Consider the following 23814-nt stretch of genomic DNA (forward strand, 5'->3'; position numbering starts at 1 on the left):
GGGCACTGCCCGGGCGGTCCTTCACTATGCCGAAACGCCCGCCGGGGGGAGCAGCGAACCCGTGGCCAGGCCCGTGAAGAGGATCTCGGCGGCGGCGTCGGCCGCCTCGCCGGCCTGGCGGGCCGCCACGCGGAGATCGTGCAGGCGCCGGAAGGCGCGGCCGTAGCGGCGCTGCTCGTCGAGCGGGAGCAGCGGCACGCGCAGCCGCCGCGCGTCGACGTGCGCCGCGGAAGTGCCGGCGGACGCCTGGCCGGCGTTGCCGGGCGCGCCCAGGAAGCCCGCCAGGAACCACGGGTCCATCCGGTCCGGGTCGGGCCTGATGAGGTGCACGTTCGGGCCGAGCAGGCACCTGGCGTCCTCGTCGTCGGCGACCTTGGCCGCGGCTCCCCGCGGGCCGGCGACGCCGGACAGGAGCACGTCCCCCGCCGTGATCACGGTCGGCGCGATCGGGCGGATCTCGCTCGCGTCGCCGGTGGCGCGCCCGCCCGCCGCCAGGTCGCGGCCGGTCAGCACGGACCGCCCCTCGTACCTCGCCAGGATCTCCGAACCCCGGGTGGCCCGGTACAGCGTCAGCGCGCCGCCGCGCGCGAGGTCCGCGACCGTGGCCGTACGCCAGGCGCGCGCCTCGTCCCCGGCCGGCCGCCACTCGCCGACCGCGCCCGCGAGGGTGAGGGACGCGATGCTCGCGCCCAGCTCCTCGACCAGATCCCTCGCGTGCCCGGCGACCAGGGCCGGGGCGGTGATCGCGGCGGCGGTGCGGACGTGCCGGGCCGGCGTCAGGTCCACGTACTCGTCGAGCAGGTCGATGATGGGGACGGCGCGCGCGAGGCCCGCCTCGCCCGCGAAGCCGCCGGGGTCCCCGTGGAACGCCCGCCACGCGGCCAGGACCGTCCCGCCGAGCGTGTCCCACTCGGCCGGGGAATGCTCGGAGGCGTCGACGAACAGCGCCGTGTCCCTGGCCGGGCCGCCGGGCGCGGGGCGTTCCAGGATCCACAGGTGCAGGCTGACGTGCAGGGGCGGCGCGATCCTGGACGGCAGCGCGACGACGGCCCGGAGCGCGCCCGCGCGCAGCAGCTCCGACCGCACGCGGCGGCCCGACCCCCGGGAGGCGACCGAAGGCGGCAGCAGCATGACCGCCAGGCCGCCGGGGGACAGGTGCGACAGCGCGTGCTGGACCCAGGCCAGCTCGGACTCGGCGCGCGGCGGGATCCCGTACGTCCAGCGGGCGTCGTGCGCCAGCTCGTCGTGCCCCCACTCGCGGTCCGCGAACGGCGGGTTGCACAGCACCCCGTCGGCCGTCACGCCCGGGAACGCGTCGTCCCGGAGGCTGTCGCCGGCGCGCACGGTCACGTCCGCGGAACCGAGCAGGAGCCGTACGGCACTGCGCTGGGCCTGGACGGGCACGCGGTCCTGGCCGAGGAGGACCGAGGCGCCGCGCTCGGCGGCGGCGGCCAGCAGCGCCCCGGCGGCGCACGACGGGTCGAGGACGCGCCGCGGGTACGGGCCGTCCTCGGGCGCCAGCAGCCCGGCCATCAGGTCGGCCAACGGCGGTGGCGTGTAGTAGGTGCCCGTGGAGGCGCGGTCGCCCAGCTCCCGTTCGGCGAGCACGTCCAGCGCCGCCTGCGGGCCGGCCTTCCGGACGCACCGGAGCAGGGCGCGCAACGCGCCCGCGTCCTTGGCCTCGTACTGGACGGAGTCCGCGCCCGGCAACGCGCCGCCTGCCTCGGCGACCAGGTCGCACGCACGCGAAGCCAGGTCCGCGTCCGGAAGCCCGCCCAGCTCGGCCGCCGCGGTGCCGAGCCGCGCGGCGGAGAGGACGAGAGGGAACAGCCGCCCGGCGAGGGTGCCGTCGTCGGCGTTCAGCCGCAGTGCCGTGCGCAGCTCCGCGGCCGGGGTGGCGGCGGACGGGCGGCCACGCGCGCGCAGCCAGGCCCGTACGGCGTCGAGGTCGAAGAGCGGGCTGCCGTCCGTGCCGCCGACCGGGGCCGGGAAGTCCGCGTGCCGCTTCCGCCAGTTGCTCACCGTTGCGCGCGTGACCCCGGCAAGACGCGAGATCTCTGCGGCGGTCACCCGCGCGGAGGCGTTCTCCATGGCATCCCCGACCGTTTGGCGTATATTGGTCGACAGCATACACACGCGTTGCCATGGTGAACGCTGCTTTGACGATACCGCCCGGGATGGACGCCTGGCCCCTGGCGTGCCGCCCCTGTTCAATGGACGCCGTGAGCCTGCTCGTGGATGTCTTCATGACGGACGAAAACGGCGAGCGGGTGGTGCTCGACCCGCCGCCGGGCGTCTCCGACCTGGCCGGACATGAGCGGATGCGCACCCTCCTGTGGGGCTCCGCCGCCATCAGCGAACTCGGGGCCCCGCCACCTGCCCGTTCTCGCCGAGAAGGACCTGTGGGTGGAGCCGGGGGAGGTCGCGGACTTCCTGGCCGAATGCGAACTGATCCGTGCCCACGTTCCCGCCATCGCGGCCCGCACGGAACGGCGCGAGGACTACATCTCGTCCCGGCTGGACAACATCATCGACGCGGCCCGCCGCGCACAGGAGATGGGAGGCGGGGTCGTCATCTGGTGACGCGACGCGCGCCGCCGTACGCCGATCTCCCTTGTGGACCATCGTCCGAAATGGCACGCTCCTGCCATGGACCTCGGACTCGCACCCCACACGATCGCCATCGTGATCGCGGTGGCCCTCGCCGGCATCGCGGCGCTCGCCGTCGCGATCCGGCAGGAAGAGTCCGACAGCCGTGCGCTGCGGCTGGTCTCCGACGAGGTCGGACGCCTCGAACTGGCCGAGATCCGGCAACTCCTCAGCCAGGGCCTCGTGACGCCGAACCCGCAGTACTGGCAGGTCCTCGAAGAGGGCCTCGTCTCGTTCCGGCCGCGCGACCGCCAGGAGGAACTCCAGCGCCAGCGCCTCCTCCAGGACGTCCGCCTCCGCCTCCTCCCCTGACGCGCGAGAACGGCCTGCCCTGCAAGGCCCAGCAGCCGTCAGGACTCTTCTTCTCCGGCCGGCGGCGGGACGTCCGGGGCTAGCCGTTCGTGATGGAGGCGAAGTCGGCGTTAGCGCCGGTCGCTGTTGTGGGGGTCCTCAAGGTCGGTGTGGAGGTCGTCGAGGGCCGTGGTGAGGGCTTCGGCGTTGGCCGGAGTGAACCATGTGGTGCGGATGCGTTCATTGTTTCCGTTCGGGGTCTCGTGGTCGGCGGCGAGTTGACGCAGGGAGCGGGTCCGGTCGTTCAGGGTTCGGCCGATGCCCTGGAAGAGGCCGCGGACGTAGGCTTCGGCGTCGTCGGGGGTGATGCCGTGGCCGGTGGCCCATGAGGTGAGGGTGGCCAGGTAGGAGTAGTGGGTGGTCAGCGTCCCGGTCAGCGCGGAGAAGACGTTGAAGGCCGTCTCGTCCGCGACGGGGAGGACTCCGCCCAGGTACTCGAAGAGGGAGTCCGCCGTCGGATGCGACGGGTACGTCACGGTGACGGCGCGGCGTTCGCGGACGGCGGGCAGGGGGATGGCCCGGACGATCGGGGCGGTGGTGGCCAGCGTCCGGCGCAGATCGTCCAGGTCGACTCCGGCCATCACGTTGACCACGAGCTTGTCCGCGTCCACCGTCAGGCCGGCGAGCGCCTCGTGCCGGTCCTGGCGGCGTACGGCGATGATCACCACGTCGGAGTGGTCCACCACCTCCTGGTTGCCGACGCATACCCGGGCGTTCTCGTAGCGCTCGGACAACTCCGCGGCCGTGGCGGCTCCTCGCGGGGACAGGAACACCTCTGGTGCCCTGTCGCCGTCGCACAGGCCCGTCACGATGGCGCGGCCGATCTCGCCGACTCCGATGATGCCGATGCTTTTCATCGCATTGCCTCCATGGTCTGTGCGGTGGGGGTTCCCCGCGTCCACAGCAGTGTGATGGCCACTAGGCCCGCCAGGCAGGGGGCCAGGCCGGTCCAGCCCAGGGCGGGCGGCAGGCCGGTGTCGCCGGCGGTGTCCTTGGTGAGCAGCCCGGTCAGGCCGATGGTGGTGCCGAGGACGAACAGCGCGGTCGCGGCGGGGCGGGCCCACCGCCTGCCCGCGCCGACCGCCCGGATCGTCCAGAGCCAGGCGATGGCGCCGGACGCCCCGATGGCGGTCAGCAGGATCAGGTAGGTGGTGACGGCCGTGTCGACTCGCGCCTGGGAGTAGGCGGGATAGCCGTCCCGGATGTGGTCGGCCAGCAGGTGGAGTGTCGCGCGGTCGACGTACGGGACGGCCGTCGCGGCGATGGTGAGCGCGAGCCCGGTGTACATCGCCGAGGTGGCCCATCGTTCACGGGGATTCTTCGTCATCGGAACGCCTTCCTTTCGGATTGAAATCTACGCTGTAGGTTTCCCTGGAACGGTAGATTCTACGGTGTAGGTTTGGCAAGGAGGGGAGGGCGAACGTGACCAGGCGCACGCGGGGCACCTCGGCGGGGCTCGACCGCGCACGCATCGCGGCCGCCGCCGTCGCGCTCGTCGATCGCGACGGGCTGGACCGCTTCGGGGTCCGCCGGCTCGCCGACGACCTCGGGGTCGATCCGATGTCGATCTACCACCACATCAAGGGGAAGGCGGCGCTGCTGGACGCGATCTCGGAGGCCGTGATCGCCGAGATGGAGGCCGGTGGGCGCGGGGCGTCCGACGGCTGGGAGGAGGTCGCCCGCCGGACGGCGCACGACTACCGGCGGATGGCCTACCGGCATCCCCGGGTGTTCCCGCTGCTCGCCACCCGCCCCCAGAAGTCGCCGGTGGCGCTGGCCGCCCTGGAACGCCTGGTGGCCGCGATGCGCGACGGGGGCCTGCCCGACCGGGTGGTCGCGGACGCGCCGGGGGTGCTGTTCGGCTTCCTCAACGGCCACCTGCTGGCGGTTCTCGGCGGCGGCCCCGACGAGGCGCCCGCGATCGACCCCGCCGACTACCCGGCCATGGCGGCCCTCACGCCCCTCCAGGCCGACTTCGGGTCCGTGGCGGAGTTCGACCGGCTGCTGGACTCGGTGCTGGGCGGAATCAGGGACCAGGCCGCACGGCACGGGCGGGCGCATGCGGCGGATTGACCGCGGTCTCTGGCGCCGCCTTCATGACGAGCTGATCGATGCCGGGGACGCGCGGGCCGTCCTCGACGGCTGGACGGCCGCCACCGCCGGGCTCCTGGACGTCCTGTCCCCGCTGCGCCATCGCGAATCGCCGCAGGTGGGCGACGATGGGGAGGCGGCGGCGTGGTACCGCGAGGGGCTCTTCGCCCTGTACGCGCTCAGCCGGGTCAGCGACCTGCTGATCGAACGCGGCTGCCCGGCCGGGGGCACCGGCGGGCGCACCCTGGATCGCGCCGCGCTCTCCGTGCACGAGCGGTTCTTCGGGCGGGTCGGGCTGGAGCGCGTCCGGCACGGGGAGGCGTTCTCGCCGTTCCACCACGAGATCTTTGCGGTGAGCGTGGACGAGAGCGCCGGCGCCGTCACGGTCGAGGACGTCCTGTGGCCCGGGTTCCGGTTCGGTGACCTGCTGTTCTGCCGTGCGGGCGTCCGCGTGCGGGCGCCGTCCCGCCTTCTGGACGCGGGGACGGCCACCACGTCCACGCTGTACTTCACCGACCGGCGCGATCCCCGCCCGAGCGACGACCTGTCCCACGGGTGGGGATCGAACTCCCAGTGGCGCACCAGGTTCCACCGCTTCTACGAGGACTCGGCGGGGCTGCACCTCAACTGGGACGGCGAGAAGTACATAGGGGAGGGGTTCGTGGCGCCGGAGGACGACGCCAACGGCGGGCTGACCGTGCCGCAGCGCCGCGAGCTGCTCCTCCACCGCTGTTTCGTCACGGCGCCGATGCCGGCCGGGGAGTCGGACCACTATCCCTACGACGACCGCGTCAGCCTGCGGGCGGGCGCCTGGCCGCTCGACCCCGGCGACGTCCTGCCCGACCCGGTGAACGGCTAGCGGGGGTCGCGTTCGGCGAGGCGGCGGGTCTGGTCCCTCAGGACCTCGATCATGTTCTGTACGTAGTCGGCGATCGCGGCCTGCTCGCGCTCGCCGTACTTGGAGACGACGGCCGCCATCCTCCGGCCGAGTTCGGCGAACACCGCCGCGACGTCCTCGGGGACCTCGTGGGTGGCCGTGACGAGGGCGCGCCGGCGGTCGCGCGGATCGCTGGTCCTGCTGACGTGGCCGGCGCGTTCGAGGCGGTCCACCAGGCCGGTGACCGCGCCGGGGGTGAGTCCGGTCAGGTGGCTCAGCTCGCCGGCGGTCATGGGTCCGTGCAGGCCGATCAGTGTCAGCGCGCGATGGTCGGCGGGGGTGAGCCCGAGGTGCCGTCCCACCGCCTCGTGGAAGAACACCACCGCGGAGCTGAGCTCCCGCCCGAACCTGTCGCCCTGCCCCACGGTTCCTCCGTCCGCGTCCATCCCGCCTCCATTTATTTTAGTCAGCTAAAATATTTAGTACGCTGAAGCGCATGTCATTCTCCCTCCAGTGGCGCACCGCCGTTGAGGTGCCCTCGCAGGCCCTCGCGTTCTACCGGCGGCATCTGGTCCTCATCGCCGGGATCTCGCTGGTCCCGGGGGCGCAGCGGTTCGTGTCCCTGCTGACGGACCTGCCCGGCCCGTTCCCGGTCGTGCTGGAGGGGGTGACGATCCTCGCGCGGGTCCTGCTCATCGGCCTGATCGTCCGGCTGGCGTTCTGGCGGGAGCCCGCGGGGGACGGCGGCCGGCCGGGGCGGTTCCTGCGGGAGCGGTGGCCGAGCCTCGGGATCCAGGCGATCATGCTGGGCGGGCTGGTGGCGTTCTTCAACTGGATCCAGAGCCTCGGCGAGAGCGTCCACACCGCCGTGATGCTGCTGGTCATGAACCCCACGGTGATCGCGTTCACCTTCGTCTGGACGGTCCTCGCGGCACGGCAGGTCGTGACCTACGCCCCCGGCGACCGTCTGGACCCGCCCCAGGTCGCCGCCGGCAAGCCCTGACCTTCCGGGACGGTCATCACTCCAGGGCGGCGGTCATCCGGTCGAGGTCGGCCAGGAGGGCGTCCAGGCGGCGGGACGGGATCGCGGCGATCATGCGGCGTTCGATGTCGTACACCGCCGTCCGGGCCGCGGTGAGCCGGCGTCGGCCCGCGCCGGTGAGGTGGACGGGCAGCGCCCGGCCGTGGTCGGCGGTCGCGGGGCGGGCGACCAGGCCGCCGTCCTGGAGGCCGCGCAGCACCACGCTCGCCGACTGGCGGGTGACGAAGGTGCCGCGGGCGAGTTCGGCGCTGGAGATGCCCGGATTCTCGTCGAGCAGTTCCAGGCAGGAGTACTGCGGCACGGTCAGGCCGTGCTCGCGCAGCGCCCTGTCCATGGCGCCGCGCAGTGCCGCGGCGGTGCGCTTGAGCCGGTACCCGACGTGCTCGGTGATGTCCGCGGCCGGGTGCGGCGGGACGGGCCCCTCTTCGGCGTGCATGTCAGCATTTTGACATAGGTGGCGCGGCGCGCGTACCGTCATGGATGTCAAAGTCCTGACATACAAGCGGGAGTGCCCATGACCGTCACCGGACCCGACTTCATCGCCCTCCAGGTGCGCGACCTGGAGGCGGCCGCCGCCTTCTTCGAGGAGCGCCTGGGGCTGACCCGGGCGCCGGACGCGCCCCCGCACGCGGTCGTGTTCGCCACCGAGCCGGTCCCGTTCGCCGTCCGCGAGCCGCTGCCCGGCGTCGACCTCGACGGCGGCCGCCCCGGACTCGGCGTGGCCCTGTGGTTCGCGGCCGACGACGCGCAGGCGCTGCACGACCGGCTCGCCGCCGCCGGCGTGCCCATCGCCGTACCGCCGCAGGACGGGCCCTTCGGACGGATGTTCACCTTTCTGGGGCCCGAGGGGTACGCCATCACCGCGCACGGCGGCTGAACCGCCCCGGCGGAGCGCGGAGCCCCGGCCGCCGTGACGGCCGGGGCTCCGCGCATGGGGGCGGGATCAGGGACCGGGGCGGTCGACCTGGCCGCGCCAGGCGCCGGTGGGGGCGCCGCGCTTCTCGATGAACGACTTGAAGCGCTGCATGTCGCCCTTCACGCGGTTCTTGATGGTCCCGGACTTGTCGGCGGCCTTCTCGGCGAAGCCCTCCGGATCGATCTCCATCTGCGCGGTGACGCGGGTCGTGGAGTCGTCGAGCCGGTGGAACGTCACCACGCCGGCGTGGGTGGGGCCGTCCACCGACTTCCAGGCGACGCGCTCGTCGGGCAGCTGCTCGGTGATCACGGCGTCGAACTCCCGCGAGACGCCCGCGATCCTGGTGATCCAGTGGGTGCTGGTGTCGTCGAGCTGCCGGATCTCCTTCACGCCCTCCATGAAGTGCGGGAAGTCCTCGAACTGCGTCCACTGGTCGTAGACGGCCCGGACCGGCGCGTCCACATCGACCGATTCGGTGATGGTGCTCATCGTTCCCCCTGAGCGTTGGCGTTCGGATGGGCGGTCGCGGGGCGCGGGGCCCCGCCACTGGCGCCGCTACCCGAGAAGGCGCGGCGTACACACGGCGGTGCCGTCCGCCTGAGTCCGCCCGCGCTGGGTCAGGGGAAGCGCCAGAGGCGGATGGTGCCGCCGCCGGTGGCGCTGGCCATGGCGCGCCCGTCCGGGGTGAACGCCAGGGCGGACACGTCGTCGGGATCGATGGTCAGCGTGGCGATGGACGCGCCCGTCCGGACGTTCCACAGCCGGATGGTGCCGTCGTCCGCGCCGCTGGCGAGCGTGCCGCCGTCAGGGCTGAAGGCCAGCGCGTCGGCATTTTCGGTGTGGCCCTGGAGCGTGTGGACGCGCCGTCCCGTGCGGGCCTCCCAGACGTGGACGTACTGCTCGTAGTCGGTCACTCCGGCCAGGAGCGTGCCGTCCGGGCTGAACGCCAGCTCCAGCGGGGCGTTGCCCTTGATCTCGGCGACGGTACGGCCGGTCGCGGCGTCCCAGACCCACATCGGCCCGTTCGGCCAGGCGCCGCCCGCGAGGAGCCTCCCGTCCGCGCTGAAGACGCAGCCGGAGACGTCGCCGAAGTCCGGGCCGGTCCTGCGGCCGGTCCGCACGTCCCAGATGCCGACGGCCTCGCCGTGCTTGACGGCGATCCTGCCGCCGTCGGGGGCCAGCGCGATCGTGGCGGGCCGGTCCGGGAACTCGATGCGGCGGGTCGTCCGGCCGGTGGCGGGATCCCCGAACGCGACGAAGTCGCCGGGACAGCCCGCCACGACCCGCCCGTCGGCGCTGATCGCCCACGAGCCGGAGGCGAGGACTTCGGGCATGTGGACGGGCGTGCCCTGGCCCGTCGACAGGTCCCATCGCCACAGCTCCTTGCTGCCGGGGCCCAGCAGCGTGCGGCCGCCGTCGGCGAACGCGAACGTGTTGACCCCGATCGGCCCGCCGACGAACACGGTCGGGCTCGGCGTGCCGGTCGGGCGGAACGGGGGCGGCTTCGCCGGCGCCTCGTCCGGGCGCCCCAGCAGCAGCGCCGCCGGGACGCCGGCCGCCGCGGCGGCGGTGGTGGCGGCCGCGGCGGCGATCAGGGCCCGGCGCGGGACGCGGCGTGCGCCCGCCGGCGCCGGCGGTGCGGCCAGGCGGCGGCCGATCTCGCCGAGCGCGGGCCGCCGGTCCGGGTCCTTGTCCAGGCAGGCCGCGACGAGGGCGCGCAGGTCGCCGCCGAGGCCGTCGAGGCGGGGCGGCTCCGCGATGATCCGGTGGACGATCGCCGCGACGCCGCCGCCCTCGAACGGGGCGCGCCCGGTGGCGGCGTACGCGAGCACGCAGCCGAGGGCGAACACGTCGGCGGGCGGCCCGGCGCGGTCGGCGCGGATCTGCTCGGGCGCCATGTACGCGTAGGTGCCGACGACGGACCCGGTGCCGGTGAGCGTGGTGGCGTCGGTGGCGCGGGCCACCCCGAAGTCGATGATCCGCGGCCCGTCCGGAGACATGATCACGTTGCTCGGCTTGAGGTCGCGGTGGACCAGGCCGCAGGCGTGGACGGCCGCCAGGCCCTCGGCGAGCGCGGCGCCCAGCCGCCGCACCGCCGCCGGGTCGAACGGCCCGCCGGAGGCGACCGCGTCCCGCAGCGACGGGCCCGGAACGTACGCGGTCGCCATCCAGGGCTCCGAGGCCCGCGCGTCGGCGTCCACCACCTGCGCGGTGTAGAAGCCGCCGACCTTGCGGGCGGCCTCGACCTCGCGGGCGAAGCGGGCGCGGAAGCGGGGGTCGGCGGCGTACTCGGCCTTGATCACCTTGACCGCCACCCGGCGCCCGCCGGGGGAGGTGCCGAGGAACACCTGCCCCATCCCGCCCTCGCCGAGCCGGTGGTCCAGCCGGTACGGGCCGACCGCGCGGGGGTCGTCCGGCAGCAGTGCCCGCATCTACCGCACCTTCCAGAGCCGTACGGCCTCGTCGTCGCGGCCGCCGCCGGCCGCGACGGTGCGCCCGTCCCGGCTGATCGCCACCGCCGTGAGGTTCCCCGTGGCGCCGGTCAGGACGGCGGTCGTGCGGCCGGAGGCCACGTCCCAGAGCCGCGCGGTCCTGTCCTCCGCGCAGCTGGCCAGGGTGCCGTCCCCGGCGAACGCCAGCGCCCGCACCTCGCCGAGGTGGCCGGTGAGGCGGTCGGTGGCGCGGCGCGACGCGGGGTCCCAGAGCTGGATCTCCTCGCTGCCGCCGCACGCGGCGAGGACGGCGCCGTCGGGACTCAGCGCCAGCGCCACGTTCTCCTCGGTCGGGCCGCGCAGCACGGCCACCTGCCGGCGGGCCGCCGCGTCCCAGATCAGGATCGCGCCCCGGTCGCCCTCGCGGCCGTACCCGTCGAGGGCGGCGGTGAGGGTCTTCCCGTCCAGGGCCCACACCAGCCCGAGGACCAGGTTCGGTACCGGGTGGCCGAGCCCGTTCCGGGTGAACGGCCCGGTGCCGAGAACGGTGGCGCGGCCCGTCGCGACGTCCCACAGCCGGATGTCGGAGCCGCCGCCGGCCAGCGTCCGGCCGTCCGGGCTGAACGCGACCGACCAGACGCCGTGCTCGCCGGCCCCGGACCGCCTGATCCTGCGGCCGGTCGCGACGTCCCAGAGCGAGGCGGTGCCGTTCTGGTCGCCGGTGGCCAGGTACCTGCCGTCCGGGCTGAACGCGACGGCCAGGACCCCGTCGCCGGTCAGCTCCCGCAGCGGGCGGCCGGTCGCGACGTCCCAGAGGCGGGTCGTCTCGTCGCTGGGCGATCCGCTGGCCAGCGTCCGGCCGTCTGGGCTGAACGCGACCGCGCCGACGGGCTCGGTGTGGCCGGTGAGCGCGGCGGAAGGCGAGACCAGCCTGGTCGAGGCGGGCTCGGGCTCGGGGCCGGGGCCGGCCGGGCCGCCGGCGCGCGCCCAGGCGAGCAGCGCCCCGCCGCCGGCGGCGAACGCGCCGGCGGCCACCGCGCCCGCCAGCACGGCGCGGCGCCCCGGCCGCCGTACGCTCCGGCCGCCGGGCGGCGCGCCCTCCTCCTTGGTCGCGACGATCGTCCCGGGAGGCGCCGTGGGCTCGTCCGCGGCGGGCCACGTGGGCGGCGGCGGTGCCGGCGGCGGGACGGGCGCGTCCGGCAGGCCGGAGGCCTCCGGGTCGGCGAGGTGGGCGATGAGCGCGGCGGTGGACGGCCGGTCGCCGGGGGCCTTGGCCAGGCACGCCCCGGCCGCCCGGGCGAGGTCGGCGGGCATCCCGGCGAGCCCCGGGTTCTCGCCGAGGACGCGGTGGACGATGGCCGGGACCGTGGAGGCGTCGAACGGCCCGCTCCCGGTGGCGGCGTAGACGAGCACGCAGCCGAGGGCGAACAGGTCGGCGGCCGGCCCGGACGGCTCCCCGCGGATCTGCTCGGGCGCCATGTACGCGAAGGTGCCGACGACCGCGCCGTCGGCCGTCAGCGGATCGGCGTCCGCGGCCCGGGCGATGCCGAAGTCGATGATGCGGGGCCCGTCGGGGGACATGATGACGTTGCCCGGCTTGAGGTCGCGGTGGACGAGCCCGTGCCGGTGGATGGCGGCCAGGCCCTCGGCGAGCGCGGCGCCCAGCCGGCGCACGGCGTCGGAGGGGAGGGGGCCGTCGCGGGTGACGTGCTCCTTGAGGGAGGGGCCGGGGACGTACGCGGTGGCCATCCACGGTGACCCCGCCTCGGCGTCGGCGTCCACCACCTGCGCGGTGTGGAAGCCGCCGACCTTGCGGGCGGCCTCGACCTCGCGGGCGAAGCGGGCGCGGAAGCGGGGGTCGGCGGCGTGCTCGGCCTTGATCACCTTGACCGCCACCCGGCGGCCGCCCGGTGACGTGCCGAGGTACACCGTCCCCATCCCGCCCTCGCCCAGCCGCCCGTCCAGCCGGTACGGGCCCGCCTGGGCGGGGTCGCCGCGCCGCAGTGGAATGATCACGTTGACAGAGCCTAACCGCGGGCGCGGCGGCTCACTAGAACATCATTGTCTTTCCGAGGGTGAGGGCCCGGACGAGCGGGTGACCTTACCTGTCAGAAAGGTCGTACTATCGCGGAGGTAACGGCCGAGGGCGCCTGCGCCGAGATCCTCCAGGCACCGACCCGCATGAACGGACGGAGACGTTGATGAGCATGGCCCCGAGGCCGGACGCGCCCGCGCGGCACGCCGCCGACAGCCACGACATGATCCGCGTGCACGGCGCGCACGTGAACAACCTCAAGGGCGTCAGCGTCGAGCTTCCCAAGCGCCGGCTGACGGTCTTCACGGGAGTGTCCGGCTCCGGCAAGAGCTCGCTGGTGTTCAGCACGATCGCCGCGGAGTCGCAGCGGCTGATCAACGAGACCTACAGCGCCTTCGTGCAGGGGTTCATGCCGACGCTGGCGCGGCCCGAGGTCGACATGCTGGACGGGCTGACGACCGCGATCATCGTCGACCAGGAGCGGCTGGGCGCCAACCCCCGCTCCACCGTCGGCACCGTCACCGACGCCAACGCGATGCTGCGCATCCTCTTCAGCCGGCTCGGGCGGCCGCACATCGGCCCGCCCAACGCGTACTCGTTCAACGTCCCGTCGGTGAAGGCCAGCGGCGCGATCACCGTGGAGCGCGGCGGCAAGACGAAGGCGGAGAAGGCGACCTTCAACCGCCTCGGCGGCATGTGCCCGCGCTGCGAGGGCATGGGCTCCGTCAGCGACTTCGACCTGACCGCCCTGTACGACGACGCCAAGTCGCTCGCCGAGGGCGCGCTCACCGTCCCCGGCTACAGCATGGACGGCTGGTTCGGCCGCGTCTTCGGCGGCAGCGGCTACTTCGACATGGACAAGCCGATCAGGGAGTTCACCGAGAAGGAGCTGCACGACCTGCTCTACCGGGAGCCGACCAAGATCAAGGTCGAGGGCGTCAACCTGACCTACGAGGGCCTGATCCCGAAGATCCAGAAGTCGATGCTCTCCAAGGACGTCGACGCGATGCAGCCGCACATCCGTGCCTTCGTCGAGCGGGCGATCACGTTCCAGCCCTGCCCGGAGTGCGACGGCACCCGGCTCGCCGCGGAGGCCCGCTCCTCGAAGATCGCGGGAAAGAACATCGCCGACGTCTGCGCGATGCAGATCAGCGACCTGGCCGAGTGGGTCCGGCGCCTGGACGAGCCGTCGGTCGCCCCGCTGCTCGCCGGGCTGCAGCACCTCCTGGACTCCTTCACGGAGATCGGGCTGGGCTACCTGTCGCTCGACCGCCCGTCCGGCACCCTGTCCGGCGGCGAGGCGCAGCGCACCAAGATGATCCGCCACCTCGGGTCGTCGCTGACCGACGTCACCTACGTGTTCGACGAGCCCACGATCGGCCTGCACCCGCACGACATCCAGCGGATGAACGACCTGCTGCTGCGCCTGCGCGACAAGGGCAACACGGTGCTGGTCGTGGAGCACAAGCCGGAGACGATCGCGATCGCCGACCATGTCGTCGACCTCGGCCCGGGCGCCGGGACGGGCGGCGGCACCGTCTGCTTCGAGGGCACCGTCGAGGGGCTGCGGGCCAGCGACACCCTGACCGGCCGCCACCTCGACGACCGGGCGGCGCTCAAGGAGCAGGTCCGCGAACCCGCCGGCGCGCTGGAGGTCCGCGGCGCGTCCGAGCACAACCTCCGGGGCGTGGACGTCGACATCCCGCTCGGGGTCCTCTGCGTGGTCACGGGCGTCGCGGGGTCCGGCAAGAGCTCGCTGATCCACGGCTCCGTCGCCGGCCGCGACGGCGTGGTGGTGATCGACCAGGGCGCGATCCGCGGTTCGCGGCGCAGCAACCCCGCGACCTACACCGGCATGCTCGACCCGATCCGGAAGGCGTTCGCGAAGGCCAACGGGGTGAAGCCGGCGCTGTTCAGCTCCAACTCCGAGGGCGCCTGCCCCACTTGCAACGGCAACGGCGTCATCTACACCGACCTGGGCGTCATGGCCACCGTCGAGTCCACCTGCGAGGACTGCGAGGGCAAGCGGTTCCAGGCGGCGGTGCTGGAGTACACGCTGGGCGGCCGGAACATCGCCGAGGTGCTCGCGATGCCGGTGGCCGAGGCCGAGGAGTTCTTCGGCGCCGGGGACGCGCGCACCCCGGCCGCCCACAAGATCCTGCAGCGGCTCGCCGACGTCGGGCTCGGCTACCTGACCCTCGGCCAGCCGCTCACCACGCTGTCCGGCGGCGAGCGGCAGCGGCTCAAGCTGGCGGTCAGCATGGGCGAGAAGGGCGGCGTCTACGTCCTGGACGAGCCGACGACCGGCCTCCACCTCGCCGACGTCGAGCAGCTGCTCGGCCTGCTCGACCGGCTCGTGGACGCCGGCAGGTCGGTCATCGTGATCGAGCACCACCAGGCGGTCATGGCGCACGCCGACTGGATCATCGACCTCGGCCCCGGCGCCGGCAACGACGGCGGCAAGGTGGTCTTCGAGGGCACGCCCGCCGCCCTCGTCGCCGCCCGCACGACCCTCACCGGCGAGCACCTCGCGGAGTACGTCGCCTGACCGCGGCCGGCGCGGCGGCACCCCGCTCCGCCGCGCCCGCCGCGCCTACGGGGCGATCCGCGCCTCGGCGGGGAGGGGCAGCGTCCGGCTCCACAGCATCGCGAAGTGGCTCTGCGACATCCGCCACTCGCCGTCCTCGACGACGTAGCGGTCGTCGTACTCGCCGGTCATCACGGTCTCGGTGCCCTCGGCCAGGTTGATCTGGCGGAACCGCAGCGTCCAGCGGCCGGCGGCCGTCCCGTCGCCGTGCAGCGTGATCTCGGGGTGCAGGCCGTGGTGCATGTCGAGGATCACGTACCGGCCGTCCCGCCGCAGCAGCGCCACGTCCGCGAAGATCTCGGCGATCGGGTCCGCGTCGTCGAACCGGCCGAGCCGCCCGTAGTCGACCGAGGCGCCCTTCCTGACGAAGCAGCTCCGGAACGCCTCGGGGTCCTTGCCGTCGCAGGACCGCCAGTACCGGTACTTGAGCGCCTTGATCGCCTCGACGGCCTCCAGCCGCGCGATCCGGCGCTCGAGCGCCTCGATGTCCGCGCTCATGGGCGCCTCCCTCTCCAGTGGCCGGGCGTCGCGCGCAGCCTAGACACGGCCGGCGCCCGGCGCGGCGGACATTCCCGATCAACGGGAGTCGTTCCGGGTAGGTACCGCGGCATGCCGGTGCTCATCGGTACGTCCGGATGGCAGTACGCGGACTGGCGCGGAGTGCTCTACCCGGAGGGCGTGCCCCAGCGGCTGTGGCTGGAACGGTACGCGGAGTCGTTCGCCACGGTGGAGAACAACGGCGCCTTCTACCGGCTGCCCAAGCGGGAGACGTTCGAGAGCTGGCGCGAACGCACACCGGACGGCTTCGTGATGGCGGTCAAGGCCAGCCGCTTCCTCACGCACATCAGGCGCCTCAAAGAGCCGGCCGAACCCGTCGAGCGCCTCATGAACGTGGCCCGCGGCCTGGGCCCCAAGCTCGGCCCCATCCTGCTGCAACTCCCGCCCACCCTCCAGGCCGACCCCGTACGCCTGGACGCCTGCCTCTCCCTCTTCCCGGCCGATGTGCGCGTCGCGGTGGAGCCCCGCCACCCGTCCTGGTGGACGGACGAGACCCGCGGCGTCCTCGAACGCCACGGCGCGGCGCTCTGCTGGGCCGACCGCCTCGGACGTCCCGTGGCCCCGCTCTGGCGCACGGCCGACTGGACGTACCTGCGCTTCCACGAGGGCGCCGCGAACCCATGGCCGCACTACGGCCGGCAGGCGCTGGCGACGTGGGCCGGCCGCGTCGGCGACGACGGCTACGTGTACTTCAACAACGACCCGGGCGGCGCCGCCGTACGGAACGCGCGGCAGTTCACGCGGGCGTACGCGAGATCCTCTCCAGCCGCGCCGTCCGCTGGTCCGGCGTAGGGACGGCCCGGAGGTAGAAGGGGGGCCTGGCCGGTTCCCTGCGCTCCACTTCGAGGACCGTGTCCATCGCGGTCCAGCCGAACACCGCCACGAGCCTGCGGTCGGCCTCGTACCAGCACCGCCGGTACCAGAAGCCCAGGAGCAGCACCCACCCGAGAAGGTACGACCAGAACGCGGCCTCGGCGATCCACCGGGGCGCCCCCAGCAGGGACATCTCGATGAGCACCGCGCCGGCCAGGAGGGGAACGAGCGAGAGCATCGCGTTCCGGTTGTAGCGGCGAACGGAGGCGACGGCGCTCACGAGGTAGGCGAGCCCGGCCTCCTGCTCGCCCTCGTCCAGCTCCAGGAACCGGGAGTCGACGACCACGGTGCCCTTCCTGAGACGCAGCCGGAGGATCGCTCCCCCCGCCGACCACTGGGGCACGCGGCCCGGTCGCACCTTCGGGGCCGGAACGCCGGCCCGTTCCGCGTACTCGGCGGCGACGGCGCCGGCCTGATCGAGATCCATGGATGAATGATCGCCGAACGGGGCCGCCGGCGGGCGCGTACGATCCGGCCATGAGCGGTCTCTACGCCATCAGCGATCTGCACGTGAGCTTCGACGACAACCGGTACTTCGTCGAGGGGCTGCGGCCGGAGAGCGAGGACGACTGGCTGCTGGTGGCGGGGGACGTCGCGGAGCGGTTCGCCGACGTGGAGTGGGCGCTGCGGACGCTGAGCGGGAAGTACGCGCGGGTCGTCTGGGTCCCCGGCAACCACGAGCTGTGGACGATGAAGGACGACCCCGTGCAGGCCAGGGGCGAGGAACGCTACCGCGAGCTCGTCGAGATGTGCCGGGGCCTGGGCGTGCTGACCCCGGAGGACCCGTACGCGACCTGGCAGGGCCCGGACGGGCCGCTCACGATCGTGCCGCTGTTCATCCTGTACGACTACACGTTCCGCCCCAAGGGCGCCACCACGAAGGAGGAGGCGCTGGCGATCGCGTACAAGGCCGGGGTCGTGTGCACCGACGAGGCGCTCCTGCACCCGGACCCGTACCCGAGCCGTGACGCCTGGTGCGACGCCCGTATAACGGAGACCGAACGCCGCCTTGCGCAGCTCCCGGAGGACGCGCGGACCGTCCTGGTGAACCACTTCCCTCTCGTACGCGACCCCACGGAAGTGCTCTGGTATCCCGAGTTCGCGCAGTGGTGCGGCACCGTCCGCACGGCCGACTGGCACACGCGCTACAAGGCGGCTTGCGTCGTCTACGGGCACCTGCACATCCCGCGCACGATGCACAGCGACGGCGTCCCGTTCGAGGAGGTCTCCGTCGGCTACCCCAGGGAGTGGCGCAAGCGTGGCGCCACCCCGAACGGCCCCCGCCGCATCCTCTAGAGCACTGTTGACAGAGTGTCACTGTAGAATCACGAACTGTGAGTGATTCTCGTATGCCGTCGGAGGCCGCGGTCGAGATGATGAACCTGCTGGGCGGGTTCATGATCTCGCAGGGGCTGTTCGCGGCGGCGCGGCTCGGAGTGGCCGACGAGCTGGTGGACGGGCCGCGGCCGGTCGGCGAGGTCGCCGCGGCGGTGGGGGCGCGGCCCGAGCCGCTGCGCCGGCTGCTGCGGACGCTGGCCGTGCACGGCGTGTTCCGGCTGGACGGGGACGAGGCCGCGCTGGGACCGCTCGGCGGGACGCTGGCGTCCGGTACGCCCGAGTCGCTGCGCAACATGGCCCTGATGTGGATGGAGACGCACTACGCCCCGTTCGGCGACCTGCACCGGACGCTCGTGGACGGGCGGCCGGCCGTGGAGCACCACCACGGCGTTCCGTTCTTCGAATGGCTCGGCCGCGCCCCGGAGCGGACCGCGCTGTTCTCCGCCGCCATGTCGGACGCGCTGCGGGCGCTGCGGATGGGCGCGCTGGACGGCATCGACCTCTCCTGGGCGGCCACGGTGGTCGACGTGGGAGGGGCGGACGGCGCCGTGCTGGCCGAGCTGGCCGCGCGGTACCCGCGGCTGCGCGGCACGGTGTTCGACCTGCCGGAGGTGGCCGCGAGCGCGGCCGAGCGGCTGGCGGCGGCCGGGGTCGCCGACCGGGTCGGCGCCGTGGGCGGCGACTTCTTCGAGTCGGTGCCCGCCGGCGCGGACGCCTACCTGGCGTGCCTGATCCTGCACGACTGGGACGACGAGCGGGCGTCCAGGATCCTGCGCGGCGTGCACGCGGCGGCCCCGGCCGGCGCGCGGCTGATCCTGATGGACGTGGTGCTGCCCGAGCGGGACGTCCCGCCCGCGGCGGCGCTGCTCGACCTCACGATGATGGGGATCCTCGGCGGCCGCGAGCGGACCGAGGAGGACTGGCGCGCCCTGCTCGGCGGGGCCGGTTTCGCGCTCGACCGCGTGCTGCGCCCTCCGGGTCCGTGCGCGGTGCTGGAGACCACGCGCGTCTAGCGGGACGGCCGCAGGCCGTCGAAGACGATCGAGAGGGTGCGGTCCTGGAGGTCGGGGGCCCAGTCGGCGTACAGGGCGGCCTGGCACACGCCGATCAGCAGGGCGATCACCTCGGCGGACCGGACGTCGGCGCGGACGGTGCCCGCGCGCTGGGCGCCTGCCAGCAGGTCCTCGATGGTGCGGCGCAGGGTCTCGACGGGCTTGGCGACCGTGATCGGGATGTCGGCCTCGGCGAGCAGGTCGATGACCGTCTTGGTGCGGGCGGAGCGCTCGACCATCGAGGTGAAGAAGGTGAAGAACGCGGTGGCGGGGTCGCCGTCGCGGGCCAGCGACTCGGTGTCGGCGGCCAGCCGGCCGGCGAGCTCGCCGAGGATGGCCTGGAGCAGGGCCTCCTTGGTGGGGAAGTGGCGGAACACGGTGCCGACGCCCACGCCGGCGCGGCGGGCGATCTCCTCGGTGGAGGCGGCCGGGCCCTTGGCGGCGAAGACCTGCTCGGCGGCCGCCAGGATGCGGGCGCGGTTGCGGCGCGCGTCGGAGCGCAGGGTCCGGCCCGCGGTCGCGGGCTCGTACGGGGCCATTCGATGGGTCTCCATGTGCGTTGACATCCGGAGTCGCCGCTCCGTAATCTGAAGCCGAGTATAGACTCCGTTTCGGCCCGCGGCGGCAGGGGGCACGTGATGTTCGAGAGGTTCACCGACCGGGCGCGGCGGGTTGTCGTTCTGGCTCAAGAGGAAGCCAGGATGCTCAACCACAACTACATCGGCACCGAGCACATCCTGCTGGGATTGATCCACGAGGGCGAGGGCGTCGCGGCGAAGGCCCTGGAGAGCCTCGGGGTGAGCCTGGAGGCGGTCCGCCGCCAGGTCGAGGAGATCATCGGCCAGGGCCAGCAGGCGCCGTCCGGGCACATCCCGTTCACCCCGCGTGCCAAGAAGGTGCTGGAGCTGTCGCTGCGCGAGGCGTTGCAGCTGGGCCACAACTACATCGGCACCGAGCACATCCTCCTTGGGCTCATCCGTGAGGGCGAGGGTGTGGCGGCGCAGGTGCTGGTGAAGCTGGGCGCCGACCTCAACCGGGTCCGCCAGCAGGTCATCCAGTTGCTGCACGGCTTCCAGGAGAAGGAGCAGGGGCGTGCCGGGGAGCCCGCGGAGGCGGGCGGGCCCGCGACGTCGCTGGTGCTCGACCAGTTCGGCCGCAACCTGACGCAGGCGGCCCGGGAGGGCAAGCTCGACCCGGTCATCGGCCGGGACAAGGAGATGGAACGGGTCATGCAGGTGCTGTCCCGCCGTACCAAGAACAACCCGGTACTGGTGGGCGAGCCCGGCGTCGGCAAGACGGCGGTGGTCGAGGGCCTCGCGCAGAAGATCGTCAAGGGTGAGATCCCGGAGACGCTCAAGGACAAGCAGCTGTACACGCTGGACCTGGGCGCGCTCGTGGCCGGGTCGCGGTACCGCGGTGACTTCGAGGAGCGGCTGAAGAAGGTCCTCAAGGAGATCCACACGCGCGGCGACATCATCCTGTTCATCGACGAGCTGCACACGCTCGTGGGCGCCGGGGCGGCCGAGGGCGCGATCGACGCGGCGAGCATCCTCAAGCCCAAGCTCGCGCGGGGGGAACTCCAGACGATCGGCGCGACGACGCTGGACGAGTACCGCAAGCACCTGGAGAAGGACGCGGCGCTGGAGCGGCGCTTCCAGCCGATCCAGGTGGCCGAGCCGTCGCTGAGCCACACGATCGAGATCCTCAAGGGCCTGCGGGACCGCTACGAGGCGCACCACCGGGTGTCGATCACGGACGCGGCGCTGGTGGCGGCGGCGCAGCTGGCCGACCGCTACATCAGCGACCGGTTCCTGCCCGACAAGGCGATCGACCTGATCGACGAGGCCGGGTCGCGGATGCGGATCCGCCGGATGACCGCACCGCCGGACCTGCGCGAGTTCGATGAGAAGATCGCGGGCGTCCGGCGGGAGAAGGAGTCCGCGATCGACGCGCAGGACTTCGAGCGCGCCGCCCGCCAGCGCGACAACGAGAAGCGCCTGCTCGCGCAGAAGGCGCAGCGGGAGAAGGAGTGGAAGGCCGGCGACATGGACGTCGTGGCCGAGGTGGACGAGGAGCTGATCGCCGAGGTCCTGGCCACCGCCACCGGCATCCCGGTCTTCAAGCTCACCGAGGAGGAGTCGACGCGGCTGCTGCGCATGGAGGACGAGCTCCACAAGCGCGTCATCGGGCAGCAGGACGCGATCAAGGCGCTCTCGCAGGCGATCCGCCGCACGCGCGCGGGGTTGAAGGACCCGAAGCGTCCGGGTGGCTCGTTCATCTTCGCCGGCCCGTCGGGTGTCGGTAAGACGGAGCTGTCGAAGACGCTCGCGGAGTTCCTGTTCGGGGACGAGGACGCGCTGATCCAGCTGGACATGTCCGAGTTCATGGAGAAGCACACCGTCTCGCGGCTGTTCGGCTCCCCGCCCGGCTACGTCGGGTACGAGGAGGGCGGCCAGCTCACCGAGAAGGTCCGCCGCAAGCCCTTCTCGGTCGTGCTGTTCGACGAGATCGAGAAGGCGCACCAGGACATCTTCAACAGCCTGCTGCAGATCCTGGAGGACGGCCGGCTGACCGACGCCCAGGGCCGGGTGGTCGACTTCAAGAACACCGTGATCATCATGACCACCAACCTCGGGACGCGGGACATCTCCAAGGGGCAGAGCCTCGGGTTCGCGCGCGCCAACGACGAGCAGGGCTCGTACGAGCGCATGAAGTCGAAGGTGGGAGAGGAGCTGAAGCAGCACTTCCGGCCGGAGTTCCTGAACCGTGTCGACGACACGGTGGTGTTCCACCAGCTGACGCCGAAGGAGATCATCCAGATCGTGGATCTGATGATCGCCAAGGTGGACGAGCGGCTCAAGGACCGCGACATGGGGATCGAGCTGCGGCAGGAGGCCAAGGACCTGCTGGCCGAGCGGGGCTACGACCCCGTGCTGGGGGCGCGGCCGCTGCGCCGCACCATCCAGCGCGAGATCGAGGACCAGCTGTCGGAGAAGATCCTCTACAACGAGGTCAAGTCCGGCCAGATCGTCATCGTCGGCACCCAGGGCTCGGGCGAGGACGCCAAGTTCACCTTCAAGGGCGTGCCGAAGCCGTCCACCGTGCCGCCCGCGGCCGGCATCACCTCACTCTGACCGGGAGGGAGCGGCCGGCATGGGCGGACACCGGGCGTTCTGGCTCGACGAGCGGTCCGACAGGGAGCGCGCCCGGTTCGGCAAGGGCTTCTACGTCGAGCAGCTGTGGGTCAACATCGGCGAGTTCGACGGGGCGTGGGGCGACATCGCGCCGGTCGCGTTCTGCTGCGCGGCCTGGCGGATCGCCACCCCGCCGCTGTCGGACCCGGGGCTGGTGCGCTGGCACCGGCGGATCCTGTCCGCCGAGTGCGTCCGCAACGCCTGGGACGGGTCGATGACCGCGCGGGTGACGCTGGTGTCGCCGCCGCCGGCCGCGCTCACCACCTCCCGCGAGTGGTGGCGCGACCGCGGCTGGCAGGGCTGGCCGGAGATCTTCGGCCAGTTCGTCGAGCCCGCCGAACGGGACGTCGCCAAGGCCCCGCACCTGCGCGCCACCCTCCAGGTGGAGGCGCCCGTCCCGCTCGACCGGCTCCCGGCCGCGCCCGAGTCGATGACCGACCACCCCGAGGAGATCGCCGAGACCGCGTACCGCGCGCTGGCCGTCATGGTCGCGGAGCTGAACGAGCTCCTCACCCCGATCGTCGCCCGCCTGGAGGACGCCCCGGACTGACCGCCGGAGAGCCCGGGCGGCGGCGATCGCCGTATCGATCGTCCGGCCGTACGGCCGTTCGGCGGTGCGGCGCGGCCGTTGGGCGCCGGTGGCGGGTCGCTGGGCGCAGAAAGGGCCGGTGCGCGGTGGCCGCGGCGCCGGGCGAGGCACATACCAAGGAGGAACGGCGACGACGCCCGCACCGCAGGCCCGGGCGGGCGGCATCGCCCCCGCCCGCCCCTCCGCAGGAAGGCCCGCCGTGTACGAACCGCCCATCTTCGAGCTGCCCGCGACCGTGACGCCGTCCCATCTGCCGCTCGGCCAGCGGCTCGCCGAGTCCTGGCGGATCCACGGGGCCTTCCAGGTACGGGTCGAGCCCGTGCCCGCGCAGCGGATCGTCACCGCGATGACGGCGGGCCGGCGGTTCTTCTCGATGCCGGCGGCGTACAAGGCCCGGCACGTCGGCGACCTCTCCTACAGCGGCTACACCGCCCCCGGCGAGGAGCACACCGGCGGCGGGCCCGGCCACGCGGAGATCTTCAACGTGTGCCCGGACGTCCCGTACGGGGACGGCCGGGTCCGCCAGGGCCTGCCCTGCCACGGGCCGGTGCCGTGGCCCGACCTCGAGTACCGGCTGGCGATGCGGGCGTACATGGACCAGGCGGGCGAGATCGGGGACCGGGTGCTGCGGCTGGTCGCGCTCGGGCTCGGGCAGCCCGCGGACGCGTTCACCCGGCTCACCGCGAACGGCTGGCACCACCTGCGGGTGCTGCGGCTCCCGCCGCGGACGCCGGAGAACCGGTGCGGCATCGGCGCGCACACCGGCCACGGGCTGCTGACGATCGTGGCGCGGGAGGGCGCGGGCGGGCTGCGCGTCCGGCCGCCGGTCCCCGGCGAGAAGCGCCCGCGCAACTGGCGGGAGGGCGAGAGCACGGCCGGCGCGTACGAGCACGAGGAGCCGTGGTCGCGCGTGCCCGTCCGGCCCGCCGCGCTGCCGGTGCTGCCCGGCGACCTCATGCAGTTCCTCACCGGCGGGCTGGTGACCGCGACCCCGCACAAGATCCTGCTGGGCGACCGGGACGGGCACGCGCTGGCGTACTGCCACGGCCCGGCGTTCGAGACGAGCGCCGGCCCGATCGGCTCCGGCGACGAGACCCTCCACTACGGGACGCATTTCACGAACATGCTCATGCGCCGCCATCCGGACCGCGCCGTGACCCGGCGCATCCAGTCGGACGGCGGGCTCGAACTGCTCGCACGGCTGCGCGCCGGGGCACTGCCGCGCTGAGG

Annotated in this window: 24 protein-coding genes; 13 read left to right on the top strand and 11 right to left on the bottom strand. The window is 73.3% G+C overall.

Annotated elements, in window-relative coordinates; all coding sequences use genetic code 11:
* Window positions 1-24 precede the first annotated feature (24 nt).
* A complete protein-coding gene (locus tag AB0881_RS03650; RefSeq protein ID WP_366613891.1) occupies window positions 25-2022 on the bottom strand; it encodes an N-6 DNA methylase in 1998 nt (665 codons plus the stop codon).
* A 384-nt stretch (window positions 2023-2406) separates the two neighbouring features.
* Between AB0881_RS03650 and AB0881_RS03655 the strand changes: the two genes are divergently transcribed.
* Both AB0881_RS03655 and AB0881_RS03660 read left to right on the top strand, forming a co-directional pair.
* A complete protein-coding gene (locus tag AB0881_RS03655; protein ID WP_366613892.1) occupies window positions 2407-2583 on the top strand; it encodes a hypothetical protein in 177 nt (58 codons plus the stop codon).
* Window positions 2584-2649: 66 nt separating this feature from the next.
* Window positions 2650-2961, top strand: a complete 312-nt coding sequence (locus AB0881_RS03660; RefSeq protein ID WP_366613893.1) for a hypothetical protein — start codon at window positions 2650-2652, stop codon at window positions 2959-2961.
* Between the two features lie 110 nt (window positions 2962-3071).
* Here the strand turns inward: AB0881_RS03660 and AB0881_RS03665 are convergent, their stop codons facing one another.
* Window positions 3072-3857: an NAD(P)-binding domain-containing protein gene (locus AB0881_RS03665; RefSeq protein ID WP_366613894.1), complete on the bottom strand. Its 786-nt coding sequence runs from the start codon at window positions 3855-3857 to the stop codon at window positions 3072-3074.
* Complete coding sequence (locus AB0881_RS03670; RefSeq protein ID WP_366613895.1) at window positions 3854-4327, bottom strand: hypothetical protein; 474 nt, start codon at window positions 4325-4327, stop codon at window positions 3854-3856. Before AB0881_RS03670 ends, AB0881_RS03665 begins: the two co-directional genes overlap by 4 nt.
* Window positions 4328-4422: 95 nt before the next feature.
* On the opposite strand from AB0881_RS03670, the gene AB0881_RS03675 reads away from it, so the two are divergent.
* Both AB0881_RS03675 and AB0881_RS03680 read left to right on the top strand, forming a co-directional pair.
* Window positions 4423-5073, top strand: coding sequence for a TetR/AcrR family transcriptional regulator C-terminal domain-containing protein (locus AB0881_RS03675; RefSeq protein WP_366613896.1), 651 nt, complete (start codon window positions 4423-4425; stop codon window positions 5071-5073).
* Window positions 5060-5950, top strand: a complete 891-nt coding sequence (locus AB0881_RS03680) for a hypothetical protein (protein ID WP_366613897.1) — start codon at window positions 5060-5062, stop codon at window positions 5948-5950. Before AB0881_RS03675 ends, AB0881_RS03680 begins: the two co-directional genes overlap by 14 nt.
* Here the strand turns inward: AB0881_RS03680 and AB0881_RS03685 are convergent.
* The gene (locus AB0881_RS03685) at window positions 5947-6414 is read right to left on the bottom strand and encodes a MarR family transcriptional regulator (RefSeq protein WP_366613898.1); all 468 of its coding nucleotides are present in this window, start codon (window positions 6412-6414) and stop codon (window positions 5947-5949) included. The genes AB0881_RS03680 and AB0881_RS03685 overlap by 4 nt on opposite strands.
* Before the next feature lie 50 nt (window positions 6415-6464).
* Between AB0881_RS03685 and AB0881_RS03690 the strand changes: the two genes are divergently transcribed.
* A complete protein-coding gene (locus AB0881_RS03690) occupies window positions 6465-6971 on the top strand; it encodes a hypothetical protein (RefSeq protein ID WP_366613899.1) in 507 nt (168 codons plus the stop codon).
* Between the two features lie 16 nt (window positions 6972-6987).
* Here the strand turns inward: AB0881_RS03690 and AB0881_RS03695 are convergent, their stop codons facing one another.
* Window positions 6988-7446: a MarR family transcriptional regulator gene (locus tag AB0881_RS03695; RefSeq protein ID WP_366613900.1), complete on the bottom strand. Its 459-nt coding sequence runs from the start codon at window positions 7444-7446 to the stop codon at window positions 6988-6990.
* A gap of 78 nt (window positions 7447-7524) precedes the next feature.
* Between AB0881_RS03695 and AB0881_RS03700 the strand changes: the two genes are divergently transcribed.
* Entirely contained in the window at window positions 7525-7887 is a 363-nt protein-coding gene (locus tag AB0881_RS03700) for a VOC family protein (protein WP_366613901.1), read from the top strand.
* 66 nt (window positions 7888-7953) lie between these two features.
* Here AB0881_RS03700 and AB0881_RS03705 read toward each other — a convergent pair whose 3' ends face one another.
* From AB0881_RS03705 to AB0881_RS03715, 3 genes are all read right to left on the bottom strand, one after another.
* On the bottom strand, window positions 7954-8415 hold the full coding sequence (locus AB0881_RS03705; RefSeq protein WP_366613902.1) for an SRPBCC family protein: 462 nt from the start codon (window positions 8413-8415) through the stop codon (window positions 7954-7956).
* Window positions 8416-8543: 128 nt separating this feature from the next.
* Window positions 8544-10358 (bottom strand): serine/threonine-protein kinase, encoded by a 1815-nt coding sequence (locus AB0881_RS03710; protein ID WP_366613903.1) that lies wholly within the window; start codon window positions 10356-10358, stop codon window positions 8544-8546.
* Window positions 10359-12374: a serine/threonine-protein kinase gene (locus AB0881_RS03715; RefSeq protein ID WP_366613904.1), complete on the bottom strand. Its 2016-nt coding sequence runs from the start codon at window positions 12372-12374 to the stop codon at window positions 10359-10361.
* A gap of 185 nt (window positions 12375-12559) precedes the next feature.
* Between AB0881_RS03715 and AB0881_RS03720 the strand changes: the two genes are divergently transcribed.
* Window positions 12560-14941 (top strand): excinuclease ABC subunit UvrA, encoded by a 2382-nt coding sequence (locus AB0881_RS03720; RefSeq protein WP_366613905.1) that lies wholly within the window; start codon window positions 12560-12562, stop codon window positions 14939-14941.
* 45 nt (window positions 14942-14986) lie between these two features.
* Here AB0881_RS03720 and AB0881_RS03725 read toward each other — a convergent pair whose 3' ends face one another.
* Window positions 14987-15478, bottom strand: a complete 492-nt coding sequence (locus tag AB0881_RS03725) for a nuclear transport factor 2 family protein (RefSeq protein WP_366613906.1) — start codon at window positions 15476-15478, stop codon at window positions 14987-14989.
* Between the two features lie 111 nt (window positions 15479-15589).
* Between AB0881_RS03725 and AB0881_RS03730 the strand changes: the two genes are divergently transcribed.
* On the top strand, window positions 15590-16330 hold the full coding sequence (locus tag AB0881_RS03730) for a DUF72 domain-containing protein (protein ID WP_366613907.1): 741 nt from the start codon (window positions 15590-15592) through the stop codon (window positions 16328-16330).
* Here AB0881_RS03730 and AB0881_RS03735 read toward each other — a convergent pair.
* Window positions 16275-16838, bottom strand: a complete 564-nt coding sequence (locus AB0881_RS03735) for a hypothetical protein (protein ID WP_366613908.1) — start codon at window positions 16836-16838, stop codon at window positions 16275-16277. The genes AB0881_RS03730 and AB0881_RS03735 overlap by 56 nt on opposite strands.
* A 50-nt stretch (window positions 16839-16888) precedes the next feature.
* Here AB0881_RS03735 and AB0881_RS03740 point away from each other — a divergent pair, with 50 nt between their 5' ends.
* Together AB0881_RS03740 and AB0881_RS03745 are read left to right on the top strand one after the other, a co-directional pair.
* Window positions 16889-17707 carry a metallophosphoesterase gene (locus AB0881_RS03740; RefSeq protein WP_366613909.1) on the top strand — a complete coding sequence of 273 codons (819 nt, stop codon included), beginning with the start codon at window positions 16889-16891 and terminating at the stop codon, window positions 17705-17707.
* Between the two features lie 38 nt (window positions 17708-17745).
* Entirely contained in the window at window positions 17746-18762 is a 1017-nt protein-coding gene (locus AB0881_RS03745) for a methyltransferase (protein ID WP_366613910.1), read from the top strand.
* Here AB0881_RS03745 and AB0881_RS03750 read toward each other — a convergent pair.
* Window positions 18759-19355: a helix-turn-helix domain-containing protein gene (locus AB0881_RS03750; protein ID WP_366613911.1), complete on the bottom strand. Its 597-nt coding sequence runs from the start codon at window positions 19353-19355 to the stop codon at window positions 18759-18761. The genes AB0881_RS03745 and AB0881_RS03750 overlap by 4 nt on opposite strands.
* 84 nt (window positions 19356-19439) lie before the next feature.
* On the opposite strand from AB0881_RS03750, the gene AB0881_RS03755 reads away from it, so the two are divergent.
* The 3 genes from AB0881_RS03755 to AB0881_RS03765 all read left to right on the top strand — a co-directional run bounded on the left by AB0881_RS03755 (window position 19440) and on the right by AB0881_RS03765 (window position 23812).
* A complete protein-coding gene (locus tag AB0881_RS03755; RefSeq protein ID WP_366613912.1) occupies window positions 19440-21935 on the top strand; it encodes an ATP-dependent Clp protease ATP-binding subunit in 2496 nt (831 codons plus the stop codon).
* Window positions 21936-21954: 19 nt separating this feature from the next.
* On the top strand, window positions 21955-22545 hold the full coding sequence (locus tag AB0881_RS03760; protein WP_366613913.1) for a hypothetical protein: 591 nt from the start codon (window positions 21955-21957) through the stop codon (window positions 22543-22545).
* A gap of 238 nt (window positions 22546-22783) precedes the next feature.
* Window positions 22784-23812 carry a 2-oxoglutarate and iron-dependent oxygenase domain-containing protein gene (locus AB0881_RS03765; RefSeq protein WP_366613914.1) on the top strand — a complete coding sequence of 343 codons (1029 nt, stop codon included), beginning with the start codon at window positions 22784-22786 and terminating at the stop codon, window positions 23810-23812.
* Window positions 23813-23814: the final 2 nt, after the last annotated feature.

Origin of the sequence: Spirillospora sp. NPDC029432 (genome assembly GCF_040703975.1) — a bacterium.
GTDB lineage: Bacteria > Actinomycetota > Actinomycetes > Streptosporangiales > Streptosporangiaceae > Spirillospora.

Coding starts and splice junctions, on each gene's coding strand:
- AB0881_RS03760 (WP_366613913.1), top strand. CDS start 21,955: ATGGGCGGACACCGGGCGTTCTGGCTCGACGAGCGGTCCGACAGGGAG.
- AB0881_RS03695 (WP_366613900.1), bottom strand. CDS start 7,446: ATGCACGCCGAAGAGGGGCCCGTCCCGCCGCACCCGGCCGCGGACATC.
- AB0881_RS03740 (WP_366613909.1), top strand. CDS start 16,889: ATGAGCGGTCTCTACGCCATCAGCGATCTGCACGTGAGCTTCGACGAC.
- AB0881_RS03690 (WP_366613899.1), top strand. CDS start 6,465: ATGTCATTCTCCCTCCAGTGGCGCACCGCCGTTGAGGTGCCCTCGCAG.
- AB0881_RS03685 (WP_366613898.1), bottom strand. CDS start 6,414: ATGGACGCGGACGGAGGAACCGTGGGGCAGGGCGACAGGTTCGGGCGG.
- AB0881_RS03660 (WP_366613893.1), top strand. CDS start 2,650: ATGGACCTCGGACTCGCACCCCACACGATCGCCATCGTGATCGCGGTG.
- AB0881_RS03735 (WP_366613908.1), bottom strand. CDS start 16,838: ATGGATCTCGATCAGGCCGGCGCCGTCGCCGCCGAGTACGCGGAACGG.
- AB0881_RS03700 (WP_366613901.1), top strand. CDS start 7,525: ATGACCGTCACCGGACCCGACTTCATCGCCCTCCAGGTGCGCGACCTG.
- AB0881_RS03755 (WP_366613912.1), top strand. CDS start 19,440: ATGTTCGAGAGGTTCACCGACCGGGCGCGGCGGGTTGTCGTTCTGGCT.
- AB0881_RS03725 (WP_366613906.1), bottom strand. CDS start 15,478: ATGAGCGCGGACATCGAGGCGCTCGAGCGCCGGATCGCGCGGCTGGAG.
- AB0881_RS03680 (WP_366613897.1), top strand. CDS start 5,060: ATGCGGCGGATTGACCGCGGTCTCTGGCGCCGCCTTCATGACGAGCTG.
- AB0881_RS03750 (WP_366613911.1), bottom strand. CDS start 19,355: ATGGAGACCCATCGAATGGCCCCGTACGAGCCCGCGACCGCGGGCCGG.
- AB0881_RS03665 (WP_366613894.1), bottom strand. CDS start 3,857: ATGAAAAGCATCGGCATCATCGGAGTCGGCGAGATCGGCCGCGCCATC.
- AB0881_RS03720 (WP_366613905.1), top strand. CDS start 12,560: ATGAGCATGGCCCCGAGGCCGGACGCGCCCGCGCGGCACGCCGCCGAC.
- AB0881_RS03730 (WP_366613907.1), top strand. CDS start 15,590: ATGCCGGTGCTCATCGGTACGTCCGGATGGCAGTACGCGGACTGGCGC.
- AB0881_RS03710 (WP_366613903.1), bottom strand. CDS start 10,358: ATGCGGGCACTGCTGCCGGACGACCCCCGCGCGGTCGGCCCGTACCGG.
- AB0881_RS03705 (WP_366613902.1), bottom strand. CDS start 8,415: ATGAGCACCATCACCGAATCGGTCGATGTGGACGCGCCGGTCCGGGCC.
- AB0881_RS03670 (WP_366613895.1), bottom strand. CDS start 4,327: ATGACGAAGAATCCCCGTGAACGATGGGCCACCTCGGCGATGTACACC.